The sequence below is a fragment of the Bariatricus massiliensis genome (assembly GCF_900086725.1).
Lineage (GTDB): Bacteria > Bacillota > Clostridia > Lachnospirales > Lachnospiraceae > Allocoprococcus > Allocoprococcus massiliensis.
This window is the reverse complement of the sequence record NZ_LT574838.1, coordinates 1,096,611-1,117,842: the sequence shown is the minus strand read 5'-3', so window position 1 is coordinate 1,117,842 and position 21,232 is coordinate 1,096,611. Positions and strand designations below refer to the sequence as shown.

Here is a 21,232-nt window from a genome sequence, read left to right as displayed (position 1 = left end):
AAAACCATATGGAAAGAAAGGAAAATCAAAGAAGTATCAATTTTGGGGAAGCATTGGTTTTAGTTGCAGTATTTGTAGGTATTTTTATCTGGGCCAGCGGCCGGTTTCCCACAGGCATGGCAATACTTTTATGCGCGCTTGTATCAGCGGCCTATGGGGTAATCGTGCTGAAAATCAAATGGGATACCATTTATAAACAGATTCTTGCTATGTTTTCAAAAGGGATGTCGGCAGTCATTATATTGCTGATGGTCGGACTTATCAGTGCGTCTTGGCTGGCCAGCGGAACAATACCAGCCCTCGTGATAATGGGACTTAAGATTTTGACACCGGGAACTTTCCTTCTGGCTGCTTTTGTGTCATCCGCGGTTGTTTCCATAGCGACAGGCTCATCTTGGACGACCTGTGCCACCGTGGGAGTGGCGTTGATGGGGGTAGCAAACGGAATCGGTGTGCCTGTGGGCATTGCAGGAGGAGCCATCGTCAGCGGATGCTGGATTGGGGACAAGTGGAGCCCGCTGTCCGATACTACCAATCTGGGCGCGGCTATGACCGGAGAGGATGTAGTTGACGTATGGAAATACATGCTGCCGACCAGTGGAATCGGGGGATTGATTGCGGCGGCAATATTTGGGATACTTGGTATCAGCTATGCCGGTAAAGGCATGGACAAGGAGAAGATTCAGTTTTTGGTCGATGGCATCGGGGCACAATACCATATAAATTTTCTACTGCTTTTGATTCCTATCCTCGTGGTTGTCGTGCTGGCGGCTATGAAAAAGCCGGTTCTTCCGGTCCTCGTGCTTGGTGTAGTCTTGGCGATTTTACTGGCGGTATTCTATCAAGGGAAAAATCCCGGTGAGATACTGAACGCATTGTATAACGGTTATGTGACGGACACCGGAGTGGCTGAGATTGACAAGCTGCTGACGGGGGGAGGCATTCTAAAGATGATGAGTATCATGCTCATAATTTTTTGTGCTTTCATATTGGCCGGAACACTGGAGGCCGTAGGGGTCATGGACGCATTGATCTCAAAGATGGGTAAGATTACAGGAAAAAGAGGTACTTTAGTTCTTTCTTCCTATATTTCTGCCGTACTTTGTACTTATCTGGGTGGAACTGCATACACAGGAGTCGTATTAAATACAGGGATGTTCAAAAAGCCCTATGAGGACGCCGGGCTCCACAACTTGAATATGGCGAGAGCCCTGCTTGAAGGTTCGGGACATACGAATGCATTGGTTCCTTGGTGTGGCAGCCATGTATTGATTGTCTCCACACTTGGCATTACATTCAAAGATTTCCTGCCATTTTACTTTTCTTTCTGGGCTTCTTCCATCCTGCTCATTGTGTATGGATTTACTGGCTGGTTCATGAGACGGCTGCCTGAGAGAAGGGATGATGTACAGTGAAAAAGCATGAAAAAAGGGAACCCACCTTGCTGGAGTCGGCAGCAGCGCTTCTAGGTATGGCGGTTATTGTGGCTGTGGGATATATATGGCTTGGAATACGCATTGAGATTTTAATGATCGGGGCGGCGGTACTGGCCGGAATTCTGGCTAGAAGAGTTGGGCTGACGTTTAGTGACATGGAAGAGGGCATTGGGGAAAAGCTTTTGAAGGCGACGCCTGCAATCCTAATTATCTGGACAATAGGTATTGTAATCGGCGCGTTCATGTTCAGTGGCTCAATACCTATGGTCATCTATTATGGATTAAAACTGATTCATCCACAATATTTGTATGTATGTAGCTTTTTTGTATGCGCAATACTCTCCACAGTCACAGGCACATCATGGGGCTCCGCGGCGACCGGCGGAGTAGCCATGATGGGAGTGGCTGCGGGATTCGGGGTGCCGCTGCATATCACTGCCGCCGCGGTCATCTGCGGGGCGCTTGTGGGAGATAAACTATCTCCACTTTCAGAGACAACTAATTTGGCGCCTATGTGCTGTGGCGTCAACATATATGAGCATATCAAATCCATGTTGTGGACGACGATTCCTGCATCGCTCATTTCACTGCTGGTCTTCTTCATCGCCGGAAAAGGAATTGAAGTGACAGAGGCAGGGCTGCCCCAGACAGCGGCCGATATGCTGGCCTCATTGGACAGGATTTATCAATGGAATGTGATACTGCTCATCCCATTTATCATCCTATTTGCGGGGGCATTTTTAAAACAGCCTCCGGTTCCCGTCATGCTGATGGCCTCGGCCGCGGCTATTATTCTCGGCGGAGCCTATCAGGGATTTGATGTTGTAAAAGGGATGGAAGGCTGTGTAAATGGATTCTCCGTTGCCATGGTGTATGCGGGAGAAGCTGCTGAAGGGGTGCTCACACTTTTGAACCGGGGCGGAATGAAATCCATGGCCGGGATTGTAATTGTAGTTTACTGTGGATATGCTTATGCGGCTATCATCGGAAAGGCCGGGTTCTTAGAGAAAGCGGCAGAGCCGCTGCTCAAGAGATGCAGAACAAAAGTATCATTGATAGGCGGAGCTTTGCTCGTGAATTTTGTGATTGCTGCCTGTGCCGGTTCTTCGTATCCAGCCTTCATAATGACCGGAGAGATGTTCCGGGAGGCGTTTATCGCCAAGGGGATGGATCCTTGTGTACTCTCGAGAACTCTGGAGGATTCGGGCACGATGATGCTGCCTCTTGTGCCGTGGAGCGCGGCAGGAGCCTTTTATGTGGCTACATTAGGAGTAAGTGTATACGGTATGAAGGGATATGCTCTGTACAGTGTAAACACCTACGCAAATCCTATTATGGCACTGCTCTTGGCGGCGCTGGGCATAGGAATCAGCTTTAAGAGAACAAAATAAATGGAGGTGTACTTCAAAGCCGTCCGCTTTGGAGTACACCTCTTTGCCGTTTTTGTCCATTCCTAGATGAAATTACCCTTTCGACAAATATTCCAAAATCCCTATCATCCATAGGTGAGCGGGATAAAAGATATAGAACATCCATTTGGAAGCTTTGCCGGATGGCCCGCGTTCTCCGTTATAGAGACAGATAAGCGGAATCGCGGCGGCAATCAGAAACTCACGGTCAAAGGCAAGGTAATGGGACAGAGATTCATAGGCCATGCCCACTGAATAATAGGAATATAGCGCTTTCCCAAGTAAAATCAGAGAAAACAGAAGATATCCGGTTACCTGGAATTGCTTCTTACCATAGAAGACATAGGTTATTAACGCAAAAGGAAGCATGTATATTCCCCCTTCCAGCATCAGGCAGCTGAAAGCGAGAACAGTGGCAGGAAGAAGCAGCCAATAGATACGAGGCTCTTCGTGCCGTTGTCTGCGGACAGTCTCTATCAGCCAAATAATTGTAAAGAGAACTGCTAAAGTCAGGAAAATATTGTTGGCGATACAGACATCTCTGGCCTTGAGAAATAAATTTAAAACAGCAGAACCAATGCCCATGGCAGCGGCGCTGACATAGAGACGGAAACAGTATTTAGGCCTGCTTTTTGTGTGGAAAAATCCCTCTATCAGAAAATAAACGAATACGGGCGCCACAAAAGCGCCTATGAACCCTAGCCAATAAGGCGTCTGGGTGTAAAAATGCGTATGTATATGGTCAATGAGCATTCCTGCCATTGCGGTTAATTTAAGCCAAAAGGCACTAATACCAAATCTTTTTTTCATAGAACCCTCCCTCATATGTAGGATGCCTGCGGAGAAATCTGTCGGCATCAGGGGACAAAATATATTTTGTCCCTAACATCACATGTATAGAAATATAATAACACATATTTGTTGTATATTATGCCATATTCTATGAAAGAAGAGTGGAAGAAGTTCTTAAGATTTCATTATTGTTTCTTTTCATTCCCGGGAACATATTTCTGTTTAACTTTATATTGGGATGTAAACTATGCTATAATGAGCGCATAGCGGCGTTCGCGCTGAGTGCGAAGTATATCATTGCGCAGGGAGGCAATAATGGAGCAGATAAGACTTGAGAACATAACAAAAAATTTTAATGGAAGATGCGTGTTGAATCAGGTGAATCACACCTTTTTACAAGGGCAGTCCATCGCTTTTATGGGGCATAACGGGTGTGGTAAGAGTACGCTTCTGAAAATTATAGCGGGGTTAGTCAGGCCGACAGATGGCCGTGTCCATTACAGCAGCCCGGTTCTTTTCCACTATGTGCCGGAGAAGTTTATGCCGCTGCCTCTGACTGCGAGATCTTACCTTAAAAGAATGGGAGAATTGGATGGACTGGAACAGAAGGCCATCGGCGGTATGATAGAAGTTTTAGGGGAGGAATTTTTCTTGTCGGAGCTTCTGGATGTTCCCATGAAACACTTATCCAAAGGGACACTTCAAAAAATTGGCGTTATTCAGGCATTTATGAAAAAACCGGACATACTGCTGCTGGATGAACCTTTGTCAGGGCAGGACACAGCATCCCAGAAAGTTTTTATCCAAAAGGTGAATAAGCTGAGGAGTGAGGGGGTAACGGTGTTTATGGCCTGCCATGAGCAGAGTCTGGTGGACGCTGTGGCGGAGGAGACTTATACGATACAGGCTGGGGTTCTTACCGCCTATCTGCCAGATAAGGAGAAGAGGTATGTTCTTATTCTGGAGAATGGGCAGAATAGTCAGCTGTGGGAAGGGATGGAAAGATTTGGGACAGGATACCGATTGTTGATAGGAGAAGATGAGGCACAGCCGGCTATCCTGAGACTGCTTGAAAATGGATGGAAATTGAGAGGTATGTATGATGAAAAAGACAGTTAGTTTAGTTAAGACTCAGCTCCAGATTTATTTTAAAGGTAGTACTTTTATCATGCCTCTTATTGTATCTGTCATATTTTTGTATACGATGTATACCATCAAACCCCAGCAGATTGTTTCCAGTTATCTGGTATCCAGCGTTTTCTTGTTTTTCGTGATGGTATGGGTAGGACTATCGGTAAACTCCGGAGAAAATATAGTGACAGAGCAGATTCTCTTGCTGAGAGTACAGAGTGTGTCTTCCTATTATACAAGTAAAGTGATTTTTCTTGTTTGCATCGCCCTTCTGGCGGATGTCTTGTACGCCTTGTTCCCAGTCATTCAAAATATACTGAACGGTGGTGATATGTTTACAAGACAGATGCTTGTCTCTGATGTAATAAATGCCTTACTGCTTCAGGGGGGCAGCGCGTTTGCGGGGGCGGCTCTGGGAAGCCTTCTTCACCCGCGGGTAATGAAGAACCGGAAACTGGCAATTGTATTAACTGTATTCTTCACAACTTTGACGTTGACCAGTACATCCTTGACGGCGGTGTTTCCGGCGCTGAAGGCTATTCTCTGGGTGCTTCCGCCTGTGATGCTTCCGGCGGAGATTTACGGAAAAGCAGAATATTTTTCTTGGGGCAGCATGGGCGCGCTTTTTGCCGCACTCATCCTTTACGGAATTATTTACAGCATCATAAAAAGTATTATCTGCCATAGAAATAAATTTTGACAAAAGATAGAGGAGATTAGGGGAATTGACAAATGGACAGAAATAATGAGTTATTGACGAATTTAGACAAGCTGCATACTACGGAGCTGGGAGTAGAGAGAATAAAAAGAAATCTTTCTTTATCTACGGACGACGTGGTGGAGTGGTGCAGGACTAGAACAGAATCTGCTGACGCGGTGATTACAAGAAAAGGGAAAAACTGGTATGTGAATGTGGAGGGATGCATTATAACGATAAACGCGTACAGCTATACGATAATCACAGCCCATAAGGAGAAAAAGTAATGAAATATGATTGGATGGATGAATTCCTATTAAGTAAAAAAAGTGTGACAAAAGATTTAAAGGAAGAATGGAACTGGATTCGTTATATGATAGGCGGTAAGATGTTTGCGGCAGTCTGCCTGAATGATGATAACGAGCCTTTCTATATTACCTTGAAATTAGAGCCGCTGGAGGGAGAGTTTTTCCGGGACAAGTATCCGGATATTATTCCGGGGTACTACATGAATAAGGTTCATTGGAATTCTATAAAGCCTGATGGAGAAGTTCCAGATGATCTGCTGAAAGATATGCTGGACAAGTCATATGATTTAGTGCTCAAAGGATTCAGCAAAAAGAGGCAGCAGGAATTACTTGCATAAAACTATTGACCCTCACGTAACGTCATAAAATATAATTCTAAGTAAGATATCTTTGCAGGATATCTGATTTAGCGAATTCTATTAAGAGCGGGAGGGAATTAGATGATGAGAACAGTTAAGGAAATATCAGAATTGACAGGTATCAGTGTGCGTACAATTCACTATTATGACGAGATTGGACTACTGAAGCCTACGGATAAGACGGCGGCCGGATACCGGCTTTATGATGAGCGTGCCTTGGAGATTTTGCAGCAAATTCTTTTTTTTCGTGAATTTGATATGCCTTTGAAAAAAATCAAAGCCGTTATGGACAATCCTTCTCTTGACAGAAATCAAATACTGCAAATGCAGAGGAGTATGCTGGTGGCCGAAAAGAAGCGTATGGAACGCTTGATTGCCAGTATTGATGACATTCTGAAAGGAGAAAATAAAATGGACTTTGAAGTATTCAACAAATCAGAAATCGAAGAAATGTGCCAGACGACCATGAATCATATGCCGGATTTTTTGCGCGAGACAATCGAAAAGGAGTTCGGCGGGATGGAGGCGTGGAGGAACCATTATATTGAGCGGGCATCCAAGCCGGACATGCAGAAGGGGTATCAAAATCTGGTTGAGTGGTACGGAGATAAGGAAACCGCGCTGAAGGTGATGAACAATCCGCCAAGTCCGCAGGCAGGAAAGCTATGTGAATTTAAAATAGAGCAGATTTTAGACAAGTTGATTATGCTGAAAGATTGTCCGGTTAACGCCCCTGAGGTACATGAGCTGATTGGTGAATATGGACTCGTAATGAAAGAGTTCTCAAAAATCAAGTATGAGAGAGGGATTATGCTGTCTACTGCGTCCAGCTATAGGGATGAGCATTTCAAAAACACGTTGGAGCAGAAATATGGTGAAGGGGCAGCTGAGTTTTTTGCACAGGCAATTGAAGAGTATTATAAGGAAAGTGAGGACAACTATGAACTGGGAACCGTGGACAGGGTGCTATAAGATAAGTGACGGGTGCAGCAACTGCTATTTTTATGGGCCAAATGCAAAACGCTATGGTCAAAATACGATTCAAAAGACAGATAAATTCGATTGGCCTATAAGAAAAAAAGCAAATGGTGAGTATAACATTAAGGGGAATAAAATCCTTCCCACATGCTTTGCCACCGATTTTTTTCTTCCGGAAGCGGATGAATGGCGCAAGGAAGCATGGGCCATGATTAAAGAAAGAAAAGACATAGACTTTTTGATTTTGACCAAACGAATTGACCGCTTTCTTGTATCGCTCCCTGATGATTGGGGAGAGGGGTATGAAAATATAAACATTGGCTGTACGGTCGAAAACCAAGAATTGGCTGATTACAGGCTTCCGCTTTTTTTATCTTATCCGATAAAGCGGCGGTTTATAGCCTGTGCCCCGCTTTTAGAAGGCATAGATTTAACCCCTTACCTGCATGGTGTAGACCATGTCACCGTGGGCGGCGAAACGGGCAGGGAAGCGAGGGAATGCGATTATGGCTGGGTACTCGATATCCGTGAGCAGTGCATAGAGGCAAATGTCACGTTTTGGTTTAAAAATACCGGTTCACTTTTTAAACGTGACGGAGTAGTTAATAAAATAAACCCATTCAAGCAGACTAGTATGGCGAAAGAGCTGGGAATAGATATATTAGATGGGAAACGGTTCTTTTGATTTTCTGATTGGTGAAAGGAGGAGAATATAATGAAAACATTTAAGGAGCTGGTCTATGAGAGACCGGATTTTGAGCAGGAAAAGGATGCTCTTAAACGATATGCGGAAGATATTAAGAATGCTTCCAGCTATGAAGAGCTTCGGAACGTATTTCTTGACCGTGAAGAGGCGTCCAGACATTTTGACACGATGTTCAATGTCGCGTATATACGCAATAGCATTGACACGAGAGATGAGTTTTATGACGCAGAGATGACCAATTTTTATAAGCGGCAGGGCAGTCTGACTTTGCTGGAGCAGGAGGCGGAGGCAGCCCTTTTGAAGTCTCCATATCTGGAGGATTTAAAGCGTGAGTTTGGTGAGCTTCTGGTTCAGGAGATTGAGATAGGGCAGAAACTGGCAAGCCCTGAAGTTGTGGACGATATGGCTTTGGATTCAGCCTTATGTCAGGAGTACAACAGAGTGATTTCTGCCTGCAGCACGGAATTTGACGGAAAGGCCTGTAATTTCTCGGGACTTTTGAAGCATATGCAGAGTGTGAACCGCAAGGAACGGCAGGAGGCTTTTCGAGCTTGGGCGGATATGTATGAAGGGGTGTCTGGTGAACTGGATAGAATATATGACCAGATGGTGGAAGTGAGAAGCCGCATAGCTGGGAAATTAGGATTTGACAGTTTTATTTCTTTTGTCTATGCCCGCATGGGACGCTTTGATTATACCCCGGAAGATGTGAAGAACTTCCGCAGACAGGTGAAGGAGTATATAGTTCCTTTATGTCAGAGGCTTTTTGAGGAACAGGCGGAGCGTCTGGGGGTGGAAGAGCTTCAATGGTATGATGAGCAGCTTACAGACCCGGACGGGAATGCGGTTCCTGCCGGTGGCAGAGAAGAGATGTTAGGCTGGGGCAGGGAGATGTATCAAGAGCTTGCGCCGGAGGCGGGAGAGTTCTTTGACTTCATGTTGGAGCATGAGCTGTTTGATTTGGAGACGAGACTAGGGAAACAGCCCGGAGGATATTGTGCGTTCCTTAAAGAAGAAAAAGCGCCTTTTATTTTCTCTAACTTCAACGGAACAAGCGCGGACGTGGATGTATTGACTCACGAGGCAGGCCATGCGTTTGAGGCGTATACCTCCAGCCGGATTTATCCGTTGTCTGCTATGGTATGGTCCAGCAGCGAAATCAATGAGATTCATTCTATGTCCATGGAATTTTTCACCTATCCGTGGATGGAAAAGTTCTTTGGAGATAAGGCAGAGCGGTACCGTATGCGCCATTTGGCGCAAGCCTTAGAGGCTGTACCCTATATGGTATGTGTGGACGAACTGCAGCACCGGGTGTTCGAGGAGGGGCTTAACGCCGAAGGACGCCGCCGGGTGTGGCGGGAGCTGGAGCAGACGTACATGCCGTGGAGAAGCTATGACGGCAATGTTTTTCTGGAGAACGGCGGTTTCTGGATGCAGAAGCTTCATATATTTGTCAACCCATTTTATTATGTGGATTATGCGCTGGCACAGATGGGAGCATTTGAATTTTACAAGAAGATGACCAAAAACAAAGAGCAGGCGTGGGCGGACTATTATAAATTGTGCAAATCAGGGGGAAGCCGTGGGTATTTTGAGACGCTTGCCTATGCCGGACTCAGCAACCCGTTCCGGGATGGGACACTGAAAGAGATTGCTGATTTCCTAGAAACAAAGCTTTTTAGTTGAGCTGTAATGTGAAGAAACACTCTTAATTTTGGGACGGAATTGAGAGGACAACTCCGGGTAGATTCGTTAGAATGATGACAAGGCCCAAGGGCCATCTAAACTACAGGAGGAATAAAAAATGAATCTACCATTCAGAGTTGAAAAAAGAGAAAGCTTTCGCGTAGTAGGTTATACGGTGCAGACTACCAACAAAGGAAAAGAAGGAAGAAAGGCGGTTCCGGCACAATGGGACGAGTTCAAGCAGAAAAATCTTCAGGATATTCTTATGCCGCTCATGAATCAGGAACCATATGGGTTGTTTGGCATAAGCGTCTATAATACGGATGAAACGGACTCTCGTAAGTTTGCACATTATATCGCAGTTTCCAGCAGTGCGCAGACGCAGCCGGGCATGAATGAGTATACCGTGCCCGCCGCAGACTGGGCCGTGTTCCCGTGTACGGTGGATACTATAGGAAAGACGGAGGTAGAGGCCATCACCAAATGGATACCGAAAGCAGGATATAAGGCACTCAATGCGGGATATATTACGGGCAGGATGAAGTCTGCTGCGCCGGATATTGAGTTTTATGGGGCAGACGGACTCGTAGAGGTGTGGATAGCCGTCAGAGAAAAGTAGTCTAAAAGCAGAAAGAAGTCCGTGGAGATGATAGAGAATGTACTGAGGTGAGCACACGATGGATATAGAAATAAGCATGGTCACAAGAGAGCAAAAAGAGATATTGGCACATTTATTGGAATTGTACCAATATGATTTTTCAGAATACGATGGCATGGATGTAAATCCGTGCGGACTTTACGGCTACTCTTATCTGGAGTATTACTGGACCGAGAAGAATAGATTTGCGTATTTTATTAAGGTTGACGGCAGGCTGGCCGGATTCGCAATGGTGTGTGGGCATTGCTATGTGTCCAAAAAGAAAGACACATTGTTTATGTCTGAATTCTTCGTGATGAAAAAATACAGAAAGCAGGGAGTCGGAAAAAGAGCGGCCTGTGAAGTCTTGAAGCTCCATCCGGGGCGGTGGGAGCTTACGATACATCCCAACAATCAAGGGGCACACGCTTTTTGGAAAAAGGTGACAGATTCAGCCGCAGCTGGTGAGGCCAAAGTCGTCACCGGTGTGCGAGGTGTATATGAAGATAGACTTGCGACTGCCTATTTGTTTGACATAGCTTAGTGGAGGTTATAATGAAAAAAATTCTAATTCACGGTTCGGGACATAAAGAAACAAGTTGGAATGAAATGATTTCATATATGGCAAGCAAAGAGGAAATTATGTGTCCTAATCTATCTTCTATTCTTGCAGGGAAAGAAGCAAGTTATGAAAATCTGTATTCTTCATTTGTGAAGTACTGTAACCAAATTGATGGAAAAATTCATTTGTGCGGTATTTCATTAGGAGGTATTTTGGCGTTAAATTATGCATTGGATTTCCCACAAAAAATAAAATCATTAGTTTTAATAGGAACGCCCCATAAAATTCCGAAAGTAATGTTTGCTTTTCAAAATTTAGTTTTCAGATTTTTACCAAAATCTGTTTTTGAAACAATGGCATTTGATAAAAAAGGAACATTTGCTTTAGGGAACACTATGAAAAACTTAGATTTCAACGGCAAAGTAAGTAACGTTCAGTGCCCCACCCTTATTCTTTGCGGACAGAAAGACAGCGCAAATATAAAATCGGCGAATTACTTATCGCAAAACATTAAAGATGCCGAATTGAAAATTATTGAAAATACTGGTCATGTTGTAAATGAAGAAAATCCAAAGGTTTTAGCAAAAATATTGAATGAATTTTATATGGAAAATCTTTAATTTATTTCAGAAGTCTAAAAAACCGTGTAGCTCCTTGCAAACTGACCTAACCTGCGGTATAAACTACATTTTAGTAGCTTTGAAATTAGCCTTAATGGTAATGATGGTGATTTTTGCCGTACTTACCTACATAGATAACTATCAGAATAAAAAATAGCTATCCTCTACCGCAAATAGAGGATAGCCCATAACTAAAAATTGTGAGTTAATCCGAAGCGCAATCATCAGATAAACCCATGTCTTTTGATTACTTCTAAGTAAATTATACACTGTGTACTTGAATTTTTCAAATACCCTTTAAAATTCTCACCTCAATTCTAATGAATCTTCTGCATCCACTCAGATCTGCATATTGTCATCGAGATATAGACAGACGCTCATATTTATCCTCTTTTCACTAATTTTTTAAATGCATTTCAATCAGTTTTCCAATTGTCATATGTTTTGTGATATACTATTTTATATGATTTTGCTTCCCTTATTTTTCCTTATCATGGTTCGTAGTGCCCAGTGGGAAGATATAATACAATAGGAGCTTTAAGGGAAAATTTGCCTGCGATAGCATTAGTATTTTCAAGGGAAATCATCAAATCACAATCAATATTTGTGGGAATGACAATATGCGAGAAATGAAATATCTGTGAGAAGATTGAGGAGAATGGACATGCTGTATTTAAAAAAAACAAACTGGGAAGACGCGGAGAAAGAATATGAATATATCACAGCTCTGCCGGAGGATGAAAGTGGATTTACAAACAACTATTTTGGGATTTCTAAGGAAGAATTTATGAACAAAGTCCTTCCGGAATTAATCGATTATTCTGAGGGCATCGGACTGCCGGAAGGATATGTGCCGGAAACGGATTTTTTCCTGTGGGACGATGACCAGATTGTAGGGTTATTCCGTATCAGACATTTTTTGAATGATTTTCTTAGGGATGGGGCAGGACATATTGGCTACGGAATTAAAAAAGAATATAGAGGCAGAGGATTTGCCACGGAGGGGCTTCGTCTGGCGATAGAAAAGGCGAAGGAAATTATCTCGGAGGATGAGATATATATGTCTGTTCACAAAGATAATCCTGCGTCCTTAAGGGCACAGGAGAAAAATGGCGCTTATATCCATCACGAAGACGAAGCAGAATATTATACGAGGATAAGGCTGCAGGCATAAATTTAATTTATCTATTGACCCTCACGCTGCGTGATGAGATAGGATTGATTTATCAGGACAGGAGGTAACAATAGATGAAAACAGTAAAAGAAGTATCACATCTGACAGGTATCAGCGTACGCACACTTCACTATTATGATGAAATAGGGCTGTTGAAGCCAACAAGAATCAGTGAGGCGGGATACCGGCTTTATGACGATAAGGCACTAGAAGAATTGCAGCAGATTCTGTTTTTCAGAGAATTTGACATGCCGCTGAAGGAAATCAAAGCGGTCATGGGAAATCCTGATCTTGATAAAAATCAATTACTAAGTAATCAGAAAAAAATACTGGTACTGAAAAAGGAAAGATTGGAGCGAATCATTGCCAGTATTGAAGACATTCTGGAAGGAGATAACAAGATGGATTTTGAAGTTTTCAGTAAAGCAGAGATTGAGCAGATGTATGAACAAATGTCTCAAAATATGACGGAAGAGCAAAAGAAAATATTCGTTCAAGAGTACGGGAGTATGGAGGCATTTGAAAAACATTTTGTGGAAAGCGCGTCGGGGGAAGAAGCACAAAAGAATTTTGCAAAAGTAGTAGAGTGGTATGGGGATAAAGACAGTACGTTGTACGCGGCAAAAGCCCCGGAGAATTCTGAAATTGTGGAGGCATATTCGAAACGGTACGAACAGGTGATTAAAAAACTTGTGTCAATGAAGGGCAAGGATGTAACTACGTTTGAAGTAAAACAGATTGTAGGCGAGTTGGACTTTGTGGTAAAGCAGCTCTATCGGATGAAAGACGTGACTGCATTTATGCTCCAGACGGCCGAGATGTATATGGACAATAAGGAGATGCAGGAGAGTCTGGATCAGATACACGGCGGCGGCTCCGCAATGTTTATTGGAAAGGCATTGAAGGCATTTTACGGCAGTCATGAATAAAGAAAGGAGTTCAATGGGAGAAAGATGAGGATTTTAGTGCTGGGGGCAAGCAGCTTTATCGGACGGCGTGTGAAAGAGGTTCTTTCAAGAAATTATGAAAATGTATACGGTACATACCGGACGGAAAATGAGATTTACGCCAGAGATATTACAATGTATCCATATAGTCTTGGAGACAGTGAGACTCTGAAACATATTTTCAATCAGACAGAGCCGGATTATGTAATCAGCTGTATGAGAGGAGATTTTGAAGAGCAGTTGGAGATGCACAGGCTGACTGCGGAATACTTGGCAGAGAGAGCAGGAAAACTAATCTTTTTATCCACAGCCAATGTATTTGACGCGGCTATGGAATGTGAACATTTTGAGAATGATTGTCTCAAGTCAAAAACCGAGTATGGACAGTTTAAGATAAAGTGTGAAATGGAGCTGCAGTCTTTGTTGGGGCAACGAGCAGTTATAATCCGCATTCCGGGCGTGTGGGGCAGAGATTGTCCAAGGCTCGTAAGGCTCATTCGTGATATAAAGTGTGGAAACCCAGTAGCTACGTACAAGAATTTGTTTATCAATCTTACCACGGACGTACAGATAGCAGAATGGATCTTGTATATTATCCAGCATGGTTTGGACGGGATTTTTCATGTGGGAACGAAGGATGTATGCGAGTATCTTTCCCTTCACCGCAGGCTCATTGCCTCGTTGCATCTGGAAGAGCCGGTTTTTGACGTCACTGATTGTGGCGACAAGAGGGAGGTGCAGGCAGTCATCCCCGGCAGAAGTGAGATTCCTGACTCTATGCAGACAACGATAAGTGAGGTGATTCAGTATGTTACCAGTAATTAGGGACAGACGAAGTGTTAGAAAATACAAGGATATTGCGGTGCCGAAGCATTTGGTCGAGGAGATTGTGGAAGCAGGCATACTGGCTCCGTCATCCAAAAACCGACAGCCGTGGAAATTTATCGTGACGACAGGGGCGGCAAAGGAGGAATCGCTTCATAGGATGGAAGCGGGACTGCAGAGGGAGAAAGAAAGCCCTCTTCTGCCAGAGAGCGTTCAGCATATTGGCGGGGCAGAATATACGCTTGCTATCATGCGGCAGGCTCCGGTGGTGATTTATATTGTCAATACGCTGGGAAAGGATATTCACTGCCCACTGGGGGCCGAAGAGCGTATATTTGAACTGTGCAACGCACAATCTATAGGAGCAGCCATTGAAAACATGACGCTTACAGCGACCGAACTAGGGCTGGGGAGCCTCTGGATATGCGACACTTATTTTGCTTATGAAGAATTAAATGACTGGCTGAAACAGGAGGGGGAGCTTTTGGCAGCGCTGGCGGTGGGATATGCAGATGAAGCGCCGAAGGCCCGGCCGAGAAAAGCGATAGAAGAGGTAGTTGAGTGGTGGTAAGGGATGCTTAACTTAGAAAAAGGCCGTCTAATCATACTTCATTACAGAGCCGTCCGCGCATAGCGGGCGGCTAAAATTTTATTCTCCTGCTTCTTTATAAAATCCTTAAAAATGATTGTTACCATAATAGTAACAAATCGAAAATGGAGGGAGTAGTGATGAACGAGCACATCATTGAAACAAGAGATGTTTCTAAATAATTTAGGAAAACTTACGCGGTCAAAGGGTTATCTATGTCTGTAAGGAGGAATTCTGTCTACGGCCTTTTGGGGCCCAACGGCTCAGGCAAATCAAAATTATTGGTTCTGGATGTAAACTGGGGTAACAGTTTTAGCCGTGTATCTAGTGCATAGAGCTAAAAAGAATGGAATATAGTTACTGTATACACAGTTGATATAGAGAATATGTGTATGAAGTAAGACAGAAACTTAGAAGAGAAAAAAACTATCTGTAGTCATAACGTTGAGGAAGATAATCGACATTCGGTCACGCGCATCTACAATAAAACCATTGGAACCAGTTGTAAAGATACAAACTTTTCCTTGGTTATCCGGAGAAGATATAATGGTGATTAACAAAGAACGTGTTATTCCATTTGAAAAGATAATTAAAAATAAAAACTTGATATATGGAGTATTCCTATAACCTACGCTTGCTTTGCCTGCTGCAATAAAGTTCGAAAGCTGATAACAAAAAGTGGCGGCACACGCTAGGAGCTGTGACCGCCGCATTTTATAAAGAAATCAAAGCTTTTTCAGAAATACACCTGCATGCAAAACACAGTCAACTTTGTAGTGCATCGCTTATTTTTTGATACATCGTCTGTATTTCTAATGGCTTTGCCAGATGCCCGTTCATTCCTGACTTTTGGGCCTTGTCTACGTCTTCTGCAAAGGCATCTGCGGTCATCGCCAGAATCGGGATGTTTTTTGCGTCATCTCTTTCTAGAGCGCGTATCCTTTTGGTTGCCTCATACCCGTCCATCACCGGCATCTGAACATCCATCAGGATTAGATTATAGAAATGTTCCGGCGACTGCTTAAACATTGTAACCCCATCTGCACCGTTAATTGCATATTCTATCTTGGCTCCTTCCTCTGTCAGAAGGTCTATTACAATCTCACGGTTCAGCGCATTATCTTCCACCAACAGGAAGCGTTGTCCGGCAAACTTGAGAGTCTGTTCCTGATGGAAGCTCTCAGTTTTTTCTCCCAGCACATATTTTTTGAGCGCATGGCAAACAGTGGAGCGAAATAATGGCTTGGAAATGAAACCATCTACACCAGATGCTTTGGCCTCGTCCTCGATATCTCCCCAGTCGTAAGCAGAGACGATAAGGATTGGTATGTTGCTATCAAATCTGGAACGGATTTCTCTGACGGTCTGTGGCCCGTTCATCTCAGGCATCTTCCAGTCTAATAAAATCGCATCATAGATCTGCTCCTCCTGATAAGACTTTTCAAGCATTGCGACGGCTTCCATGCTCGAACCTGCGTTTTCTATACAGACACCAAGTTTCTCAAACGCTGATTTCAGGTACTCACCTATCATGTGGTCATCATCCACGACCATGATTTTTAGATTAGGGAATACACCGTCATCCGGTGCCTTCACAGTCAGAAGCGGTAACGTAACTTGGAAACAGGAACCCTTTCCAGACTGGCTATGGACTTCAATGGTTCCCCCCATCAGTTCTGTCAACCTTTTCGTAATTGCCATCCCCAGACCGCTTCCTTCCGTTTTAGCCACCTGACTATTCCGTTCTCTTGAAAATGTGTCGAATAGATGGGCGATGAAGTCCTCCGTCATTCCAATTCCAGTGTCAGAAAACGAAAACCGCATAACTGCTGTATCTGCGTCTGCACTATTGAGTTCTTCTACATCTACCGTGATACAGCCCTTCGCCGGTGTAAACTTAGATGCGTTTGAAAGGATATTGATAAATATCTGTCGCATGCGCAAAGCATCGGCACAGAACCATTCGTGCTGAATGCCCTTCAGGTGGATTGAAAACTGTTGCTCTGCTGCTTTTATGGTCGGCTGCATGATTGCAACCACATTTTCCAAAAGCTCTGGCAGAGATAGTGATTCAGGGTTAACAGTCATTTTGCCATTTTCAATTCGGCTCATGTCCAACACATCGTTGATAAGTCCAAGAAGATGCTGGCTGGAGAGAAGAAGTTTTTTTAAACAGTTGTCAACCTTCTCATCGTCTCCCAGATGCGACCGAGCGATGTTAGCCATACCGATGATTGCGTTCATCGGCGTGCGGATATCATGAGACATATTTGAGAAGAAATCCGTTTTTGCCCGACTCGCCTGTTCTGTCAACTCCAGAGAGACCTTCAATTCCTCCGCCTGCTTCTCTAGTTTTTTCTGCATCTCGCGAAGTTCTGTCTCATTAGTGATATCGATAAAAATCGTGAGATAGATAGGATCTTCGCCCTGCCAACCAACGCAGGCCATGCTGGTCTGAAACCAGACGTCTTCTCCGTGCTGTCCATACATCCGAGCAACAAGGGAAACTGGCTCCCCCCTTAGAAGTTCGTCCCGGTGAGCTACCAAAACATCCAGATTTTTTTCCAAATCCCTGCGATACAAAGTATTACCAGGTTCCATGATATCGTCTCCGAAGAATTGCAGAAATTGGTTGTTCGCTCCGAGAATCTTGAGATCCAAATCCTTCGGAACGAGATACCTCGCTACAAGGCCAGGGATATCGTCATAGTCAGCAGAGTGCTCAGAGCGGTCAAGCATGATATCGCTGACATCCGTGACCGTCGTGTATACTAAGGGATACCCATTGTCAGATTCACCGGAGAAAGTACCCGTCAGCTTGACCCAGATGAATGCTCCATTCTTTCTACGCATACGCGACAAAAGCTTATATCCGGGCTGATGAGCACTGAAAGCATCTGCTATGGTCTTTTGCAGTTTATGCCACTCCGGTTTATCAGCCGCGTAGTAAAGATCCCACTGATTTTGGTAGAGCCTTTCGTACTCTTCCTTTGTGTACCCAATTAAATCATAATAAAACTCGCTGGCACACACAAGGGTAAAATGGTCATCTAATAGATTCTTACTGGCACTGACTTGCAACATGCTAATTAGTTCTAGATTTTCTGTTCTAATGTTGGGAAAATCACATTCCATCTGTTTGCTTCCTTTCAACGCAGTTTTGCGCCGTCCGCTCAGCTAAATGGTAATTACCAAGCATTTAGCTGAGCTTGGGGTTTAATATGCTGTATATTTTTTGCATTGCTTTATGGCATTTGCCATCCCTATTTAAGGCTTTCTAACAGCTCATTAGCTGTATTGGCCCAGTCATCTTTGGTGGTGGCCCCCATAACAGTTTTGATCACCTCTCCCTTGTCGTTAAGGAAAAAGCTGGTAGGGAAGGCAGTCACGTTCGGCAGGATGTCAGACTGGAGCTTTTCTCCGGGGATGATGTTTGTATAGGTCACGCCGGTCTTTTTCACGATCTCTTTTGCCAGATCTAACTGTTCCTGGCCCACCTTTCCTTTATCGTTTATCACGTCGGCTGCTATTCCCACGACCTTGAAATTTTTCCCAGCAGCGGCAAATTCCTTGTTCAGTTTCTCCAGATAGGGCATTTCCTCCAGACAGGGATTACAGAAGGTGGCCCAGACGTTCACCATCGTGACACCGTCTTTTGCCAGCAGATCATCCGGCAGGGCTTTGCCGTCCAGATCGGTCCCGTCCAGTGCAACATCTTGGAACAGTTCATTGCTGTCCGCGTAAGTCATTTCTGCGCTGGAATCGCTTGCCAGCATTGCTTTCATGTCGTACTCCTTCAAGATCGCTGAAGCCTGCTCTACCAGCTTTTTCGCCTCCTCAGCAGTGGCACAGGTGACAGAGTTTCCGAGGAAATAGCCGTCTTTATTCGTACCGGTCAGCTTTACGATATCTTCGGTATTTACGAAGATTTCATACAGCGGTGCGTTTTCTTCCGTGAGTCCTCCCACCTTGCCTTTTTCGCTATAGCGGTACAGTCCGGTAATCTCATACTCCGCCTTGCCCAGCGGCGTATCCACAGTCACCTTATCGCCTACCTTTTTTCCCATACTTTCCGCCATAGATGCAGGAATCACACAGCCTCCGGTGGAACCGTCTGCCGGGACCTTGCCCTCCGTCAGCTCATAAGTGACAAACAGCCCGTTTTCCTCCAGCTCAGGTTCTCCGCTGAGGAGCATATCCTTATTGTCACCCAAAGATACATCGTCGATATATCCTGAGATATGGTTTGGGCATTCCACTCCGGGCAGTTCCATTACTTTTTTCCATGTATCATAGCTGAGTTTTTTATCCGCTGTGAAACGGACGCTGCGGTTCATCAGTTCTTGATCTTCCTCGCTGATAGGATCCTCTTTCACCATATCGTTTATATCCGGTGCTGTGCTCTCGCTGTCCGCAGATGCGGACTCAGAGGAGGAAGAGGATGCAGAGGGACTGCCGCAGGCAGCAAGGGAAACGGTCAGGCCTAAGGCCAGAAATAATGTAGATAATCTTTTCATTTTATTTTATCCTTTCAATTGTTCAAAATATATGTTTATGAGTGTCAGTTTTTATGCCCTTCTTTTGGAGCGGAGTTTCCGGCGCACGACCCGGCACAGGAAGCACATGAACCTGTACAGGATGCCGCCGCTGCTTTTTTACCAATGCCGAAGCTTTTTGTAAGGGCTTCTGTGGGACATGCCCGGACACAGTCTCCGCAGCGGATGCATTCGGGGCTGTTTGGCGTCTTCCGTGGATCGATGCCCATCTTGCAGGTCTTTTTGCAGATGCCGCAGTCCACGCATTTCTCCTCATCCAGACGCAGATGGTAGAGGGAAATAGGATTAAATACGCCATAGACCGCGCCCAGTGGGCAGAGGAACTTGCAGAAAGGCCGATAGACGAACATGGAAAGCACCACGACGGATACCAGCAGAAAGACCTTCCAGTCAAACAGCCAGCCAACGGCAGCCTGCAGGTCGGGATTTCCCGCTACCAGAGGAATCCCTCCCAGCAAGGTGCCTGATGGACAGATCCACTTGCAGAACCAGGGGTCTCCCTGACCGATGATGTTCACCGCGAACATGGGCAGCAGCAGGACGAACACCACAAGAATGACATATTTGAGATATCGCAGGTATTTTTCCCCCGGCAGCTTTTTTATCTTTGGTACCGGGATCCTATGCAGCAGATCCTGGACCAGTCCGAAGGGACAGAGGAAACCGCAGACCACTCGTCCGATCAAAGCTCCAACAGCCATCAAAAAACCGATGATGTAAAAAGAGAACTGGTAGTTACGGCTGCCGATGACTGCCTGAAGGGAACCGATGGGACAGGCTCCCAGAGCACCGGGACAGGAATAGCAGTTAAGTCCCGGCACACAGAGCGCTTTTGTAGGCCCGGTATAGATCTTCGACTGGATAAAGCCATTCACGTAGCCGTTTGTCAGCGCAGCAAATAGAATCTGCACCCAGAGCCGGATTCCTTGTTTTGGCCGTTTGTTTGCTGTTTTTTTTGTAAGCTTTTTATTTTTCATATGTTTCTCCTAACCGATTCCAATACATTCCAGGCAGATCGCCGCCGCTTTTTTAAGTACCGTCAAATGCTCCTCCCGGAGTAGTCCGAGTCCCACAGATGCCAGACCCATAACAAAGCAGGCGATGCCCATATAATATCTTCTTCTTTCTGCCATCAGGCTTCACCTCCCTTCCCCATGTAAACCAGACGGCCGCCTTTGTTCAGTCCCCAGATTTCATCTGCAAAGCGGGTGATCTTATGGGAATGCGTCACAATGATCACGCATTTGTTCTGCACATGGGCCAGATCCACCAGAATATCTATCACATCCCGCTCTGTCTCCCGGTCCAGATTGCCGCTTGGCTCATCCGCCAGCAGCAGCTTAGGCTCGTGGGACAGGGCGCGGGCAATGCCCACCCGCTGCTGTTCTCCTCCGGAAAGCCCCAGCACACGTCGTCCTGCCGTCTCCCGGTCGATGCCCACGCTTTCCAGAAGGGCCAGTGCATAGGTACGGTTGTCTTTATGTCGGACTCCGCTGATGGACATAGAAAGCTCAATGTTCTCCAATGCGGTCTTATTCAACAAAAGGTTATAGCTCTGGAATATAACGCCTATTTTTTCGGCGCGGTACCGATCCCTGTCCAGCTCGCGCAAATCCTCGCCCTCATACTGGATGGCTCCCTCCGTACAGATATCAAGTCCGGCTAAAAGGGAGAGCAGGGAAGTTTTTCCCGCTCCGGATTTTCCCACGATACAGTAGAGCCTGCCCGGCTCAAACTCCGCATTTAATCCCTGAAATACCGGCTTTGTGGTTTTTTCATAGGTATATCCTACGTTTTTAAGTGATAAAACAGCCATG

The 21,232-nt window shown here is 45.0% G+C and carries 22 protein-coding genes and 1 pseudogene; 17 read left to right on the top strand and 6 right to left on the bottom strand.

Going from position 1 to position 21,232, the window contains the following annotated elements; genetic code table 11:
- Positions 1–8 precede the first annotated feature (8 nt).
- Both BN6465_RS16945 and nhaC read left to right on the top strand, forming a co-directional pair.
- Positions 9–1,415, top strand: coding sequence for a Na+/H+ antiporter NhaC family protein (locus BN6465_RS16945; protein WP_066737411.1), 1,407 nt, complete (start codon positions 9–11; stop codon positions 1,413–1,415).
- Positions 1,412–2,827, top strand: coding sequence for a Na+/H+ antiporter NhaC (gene nhaC / locus BN6465_RS16940; protein WP_074017807.1), 1,416 nt, complete (start codon positions 1,412–1,414; stop codon positions 2,825–2,827). Before BN6465_RS16945 ends, nhaC begins: the two co-directional genes overlap by 4 nt.
- A 72-nt stretch (positions 2,828–2,899) precedes the next feature.
- Here the strand turns inward: nhaC and BN6465_RS16935 are convergent, their stop codons facing one another.
- Positions 2,900–3,655, bottom strand: coding sequence for a TraX family protein (locus tag BN6465_RS16935; protein ID WP_066737409.1), 756 nt, complete (start codon positions 3,653–3,655; stop codon positions 2,900–2,902).
- Between the two features lie 297 nt (positions 3,656–3,952).
- Between BN6465_RS16935 and BN6465_RS16930 the strand changes: the two genes are divergently transcribed.
- From BN6465_RS16930 to BN6465_RS21745, 15 genes and pseudogenes are all read left to right on the top strand, one after another.
- The gene (locus BN6465_RS16930) at positions 3,953–4,756 is read left to right on the top strand and encodes an ATP-binding cassette domain-containing protein (protein ID WP_082891761.1); all 804 of its coding nucleotides are present in this window, start codon (positions 3,953–3,955) and stop codon (positions 4,754–4,756) included.
- A complete protein-coding gene (locus BN6465_RS16925) occupies positions 4,737–5,468 on the top strand; it encodes a hypothetical protein (RefSeq protein ID WP_154670281.1) in 732 nt (243 codons plus the stop codon). Before BN6465_RS16930 ends, BN6465_RS16925 begins: the two co-directional genes overlap by 20 nt.
- Positions 5,469–5,500: 32 nt before the next feature.
- Positions 5,501–5,752 carry a DUF3781 domain-containing protein gene (locus BN6465_RS16920; RefSeq protein ID WP_066737405.1) on the top strand — a complete coding sequence of 84 codons (252 nt, stop codon included), beginning with the start codon at positions 5,501–5,503 and terminating at the stop codon, positions 5,750–5,752.
- On the top strand, positions 5,752–6,111 hold the full coding sequence (locus BN6465_RS16915; RefSeq protein ID WP_066737404.1) for an MmcQ/YjbR family DNA-binding protein: 360 nt from the start codon (positions 5,752–5,754) through the stop codon (positions 6,109–6,111). The genes BN6465_RS16920 and BN6465_RS16915 overlap by 1 nt, the downstream gene beginning before the upstream one ends.
- Positions 6,112–6,213: 102 nt before the next feature.
- Complete coding sequence (locus BN6465_RS16910; RefSeq protein WP_330384831.1) at positions 6,214–7,104, top strand: MerR family transcriptional regulator; 891 nt, start codon at positions 6,214–6,216, stop codon at positions 7,102–7,104.
- Entirely contained in the window at positions 7,073–7,795 is a 723-nt protein-coding gene (locus BN6465_RS16905) for a DUF5131 family protein (RefSeq protein ID WP_066737403.1), read from the top strand. Before BN6465_RS16910 ends, BN6465_RS16905 begins: the two co-directional genes overlap by 32 nt.
- A 30-nt stretch (positions 7,796–7,825) precedes the next feature.
- Complete coding sequence (locus BN6465_RS16900) at positions 7,826–9,505, top strand: M3 family oligoendopeptidase (RefSeq protein ID WP_066737402.1); 1,680 nt, start codon at positions 7,826–7,828, stop codon at positions 9,503–9,505.
- Positions 9,506–9,623: 118 nt separating this feature from the next.
- A complete protein-coding gene (locus tag BN6465_RS16895) occupies positions 9,624–10,124 on the top strand; it encodes a GyrI-like domain-containing protein (protein WP_066737401.1) in 501 nt (166 codons plus the stop codon).
- Positions 10,125–10,182: 58 nt separating this feature from the next.
- Positions 10,183–10,686, top strand: coding sequence for a GNAT family N-acetyltransferase (locus BN6465_RS16890; protein ID WP_066737399.1), 504 nt, complete (start codon positions 10,183–10,185; stop codon positions 10,684–10,686).
- A gap of 11 nt (positions 10,687–10,697) precedes the next feature.
- A complete protein-coding gene (locus BN6465_RS16885) occupies positions 10,698–11,324 on the top strand; it encodes an alpha/beta fold hydrolase (protein WP_066737397.1) in 627 nt (208 codons plus the stop codon).
- Positions 11,325–11,988: 664 nt separating this feature from the next.
- Positions 11,989–12,498: a GNAT family N-acetyltransferase gene (locus BN6465_RS16880; RefSeq protein WP_066737394.1), complete on the top strand. Its 510-nt coding sequence runs from the start codon at positions 11,989–11,991 to the stop codon at positions 12,496–12,498.
- 74 nt (positions 12,499–12,572) lie between these two features.
- Positions 12,573–13,427 (top strand): MerR family transcriptional regulator, encoded by an 855-nt coding sequence (locus BN6465_RS16875; RefSeq protein WP_066737392.1) that lies wholly within the window; start codon positions 12,573–12,575, stop codon positions 13,425–13,427.
- A 24-nt stretch (positions 13,428–13,451) separates the two neighbouring features.
- On the top strand, positions 13,452–14,270 hold the full coding sequence (locus BN6465_RS16870; protein ID WP_066737390.1) for a sugar nucleotide-binding protein: 819 nt from the start codon (positions 13,452–13,454) through the stop codon (positions 14,268–14,270).
- The gene (locus BN6465_RS16865; RefSeq protein ID WP_066737388.1) at positions 14,254–14,841 is read left to right on the top strand and encodes a nitroreductase family protein; all 588 of its coding nucleotides are present in this window, start codon (positions 14,254–14,256) and stop codon (positions 14,839–14,841) included. The genes BN6465_RS16870 and BN6465_RS16865 overlap by 17 nt, the downstream gene beginning before the upstream one ends.
- Before the next feature lie 230 nt (positions 14,842–15,071).
- A pseudogene (locus tag BN6465_RS21745) lies at positions 15,072–15,194 on the top strand (hypothetical protein); the annotation flags it as partial.
- A 430-nt stretch (positions 15,195–15,624) separates the two neighbouring features.
- On the opposite strand, the gene BN6465_RS16860 reads toward BN6465_RS21745, so the two are convergent.
- From BN6465_RS16860 to BN6465_RS16845, 5 genes are all read right to left on the bottom strand, one after another.
- Complete coding sequence (locus tag BN6465_RS16860; RefSeq protein WP_066737386.1) at positions 15,625–17,994, bottom strand: PAS domain-containing hybrid sensor histidine kinase/response regulator; 2,370 nt, start codon at positions 17,992–17,994, stop codon at positions 15,625–15,627.
- A 128-nt stretch (positions 17,995–18,122) separates the two neighbouring features.
- Complete coding sequence (locus BN6465_RS16855; RefSeq protein WP_066737384.1) at positions 18,123–19,376, bottom strand: TlpA disulfide reductase family protein; 1,254 nt, start codon at positions 19,374–19,376, stop codon at positions 18,123–18,125.
- Positions 19,377–19,420: 44 nt separating this feature from the next.
- On the bottom strand, positions 19,421–20,392 hold the full coding sequence (locus tag BN6465_RS16850; RefSeq protein ID WP_066737382.1) for a 4Fe-4S binding protein: 972 nt from the start codon (positions 20,390–20,392) through the stop codon (positions 19,421–19,423).
- Positions 20,393–20,401: 9 nt separating this feature from the next.
- The gene (locus tag BN6465_RS21075; protein WP_199882858.1) at positions 20,402–20,548 is read right to left on the bottom strand and encodes a CD1871A family CXXC motif-containing protein; all 147 of its coding nucleotides are present in this window, start codon (positions 20,546–20,548) and stop codon (positions 20,402–20,404) included.
- Positions 20,548–21,231, bottom strand: a complete 684-nt coding sequence (locus BN6465_RS16845; RefSeq protein WP_066737376.1) for an ABC transporter ATP-binding protein — start codon at positions 21,229–21,231, stop codon at positions 20,548–20,550. Before BN6465_RS16845 ends, BN6465_RS21075 begins: the two co-directional genes overlap by 1 nt.
- Between the last annotated feature and the right edge of the window lies 1 nt (position 21,232).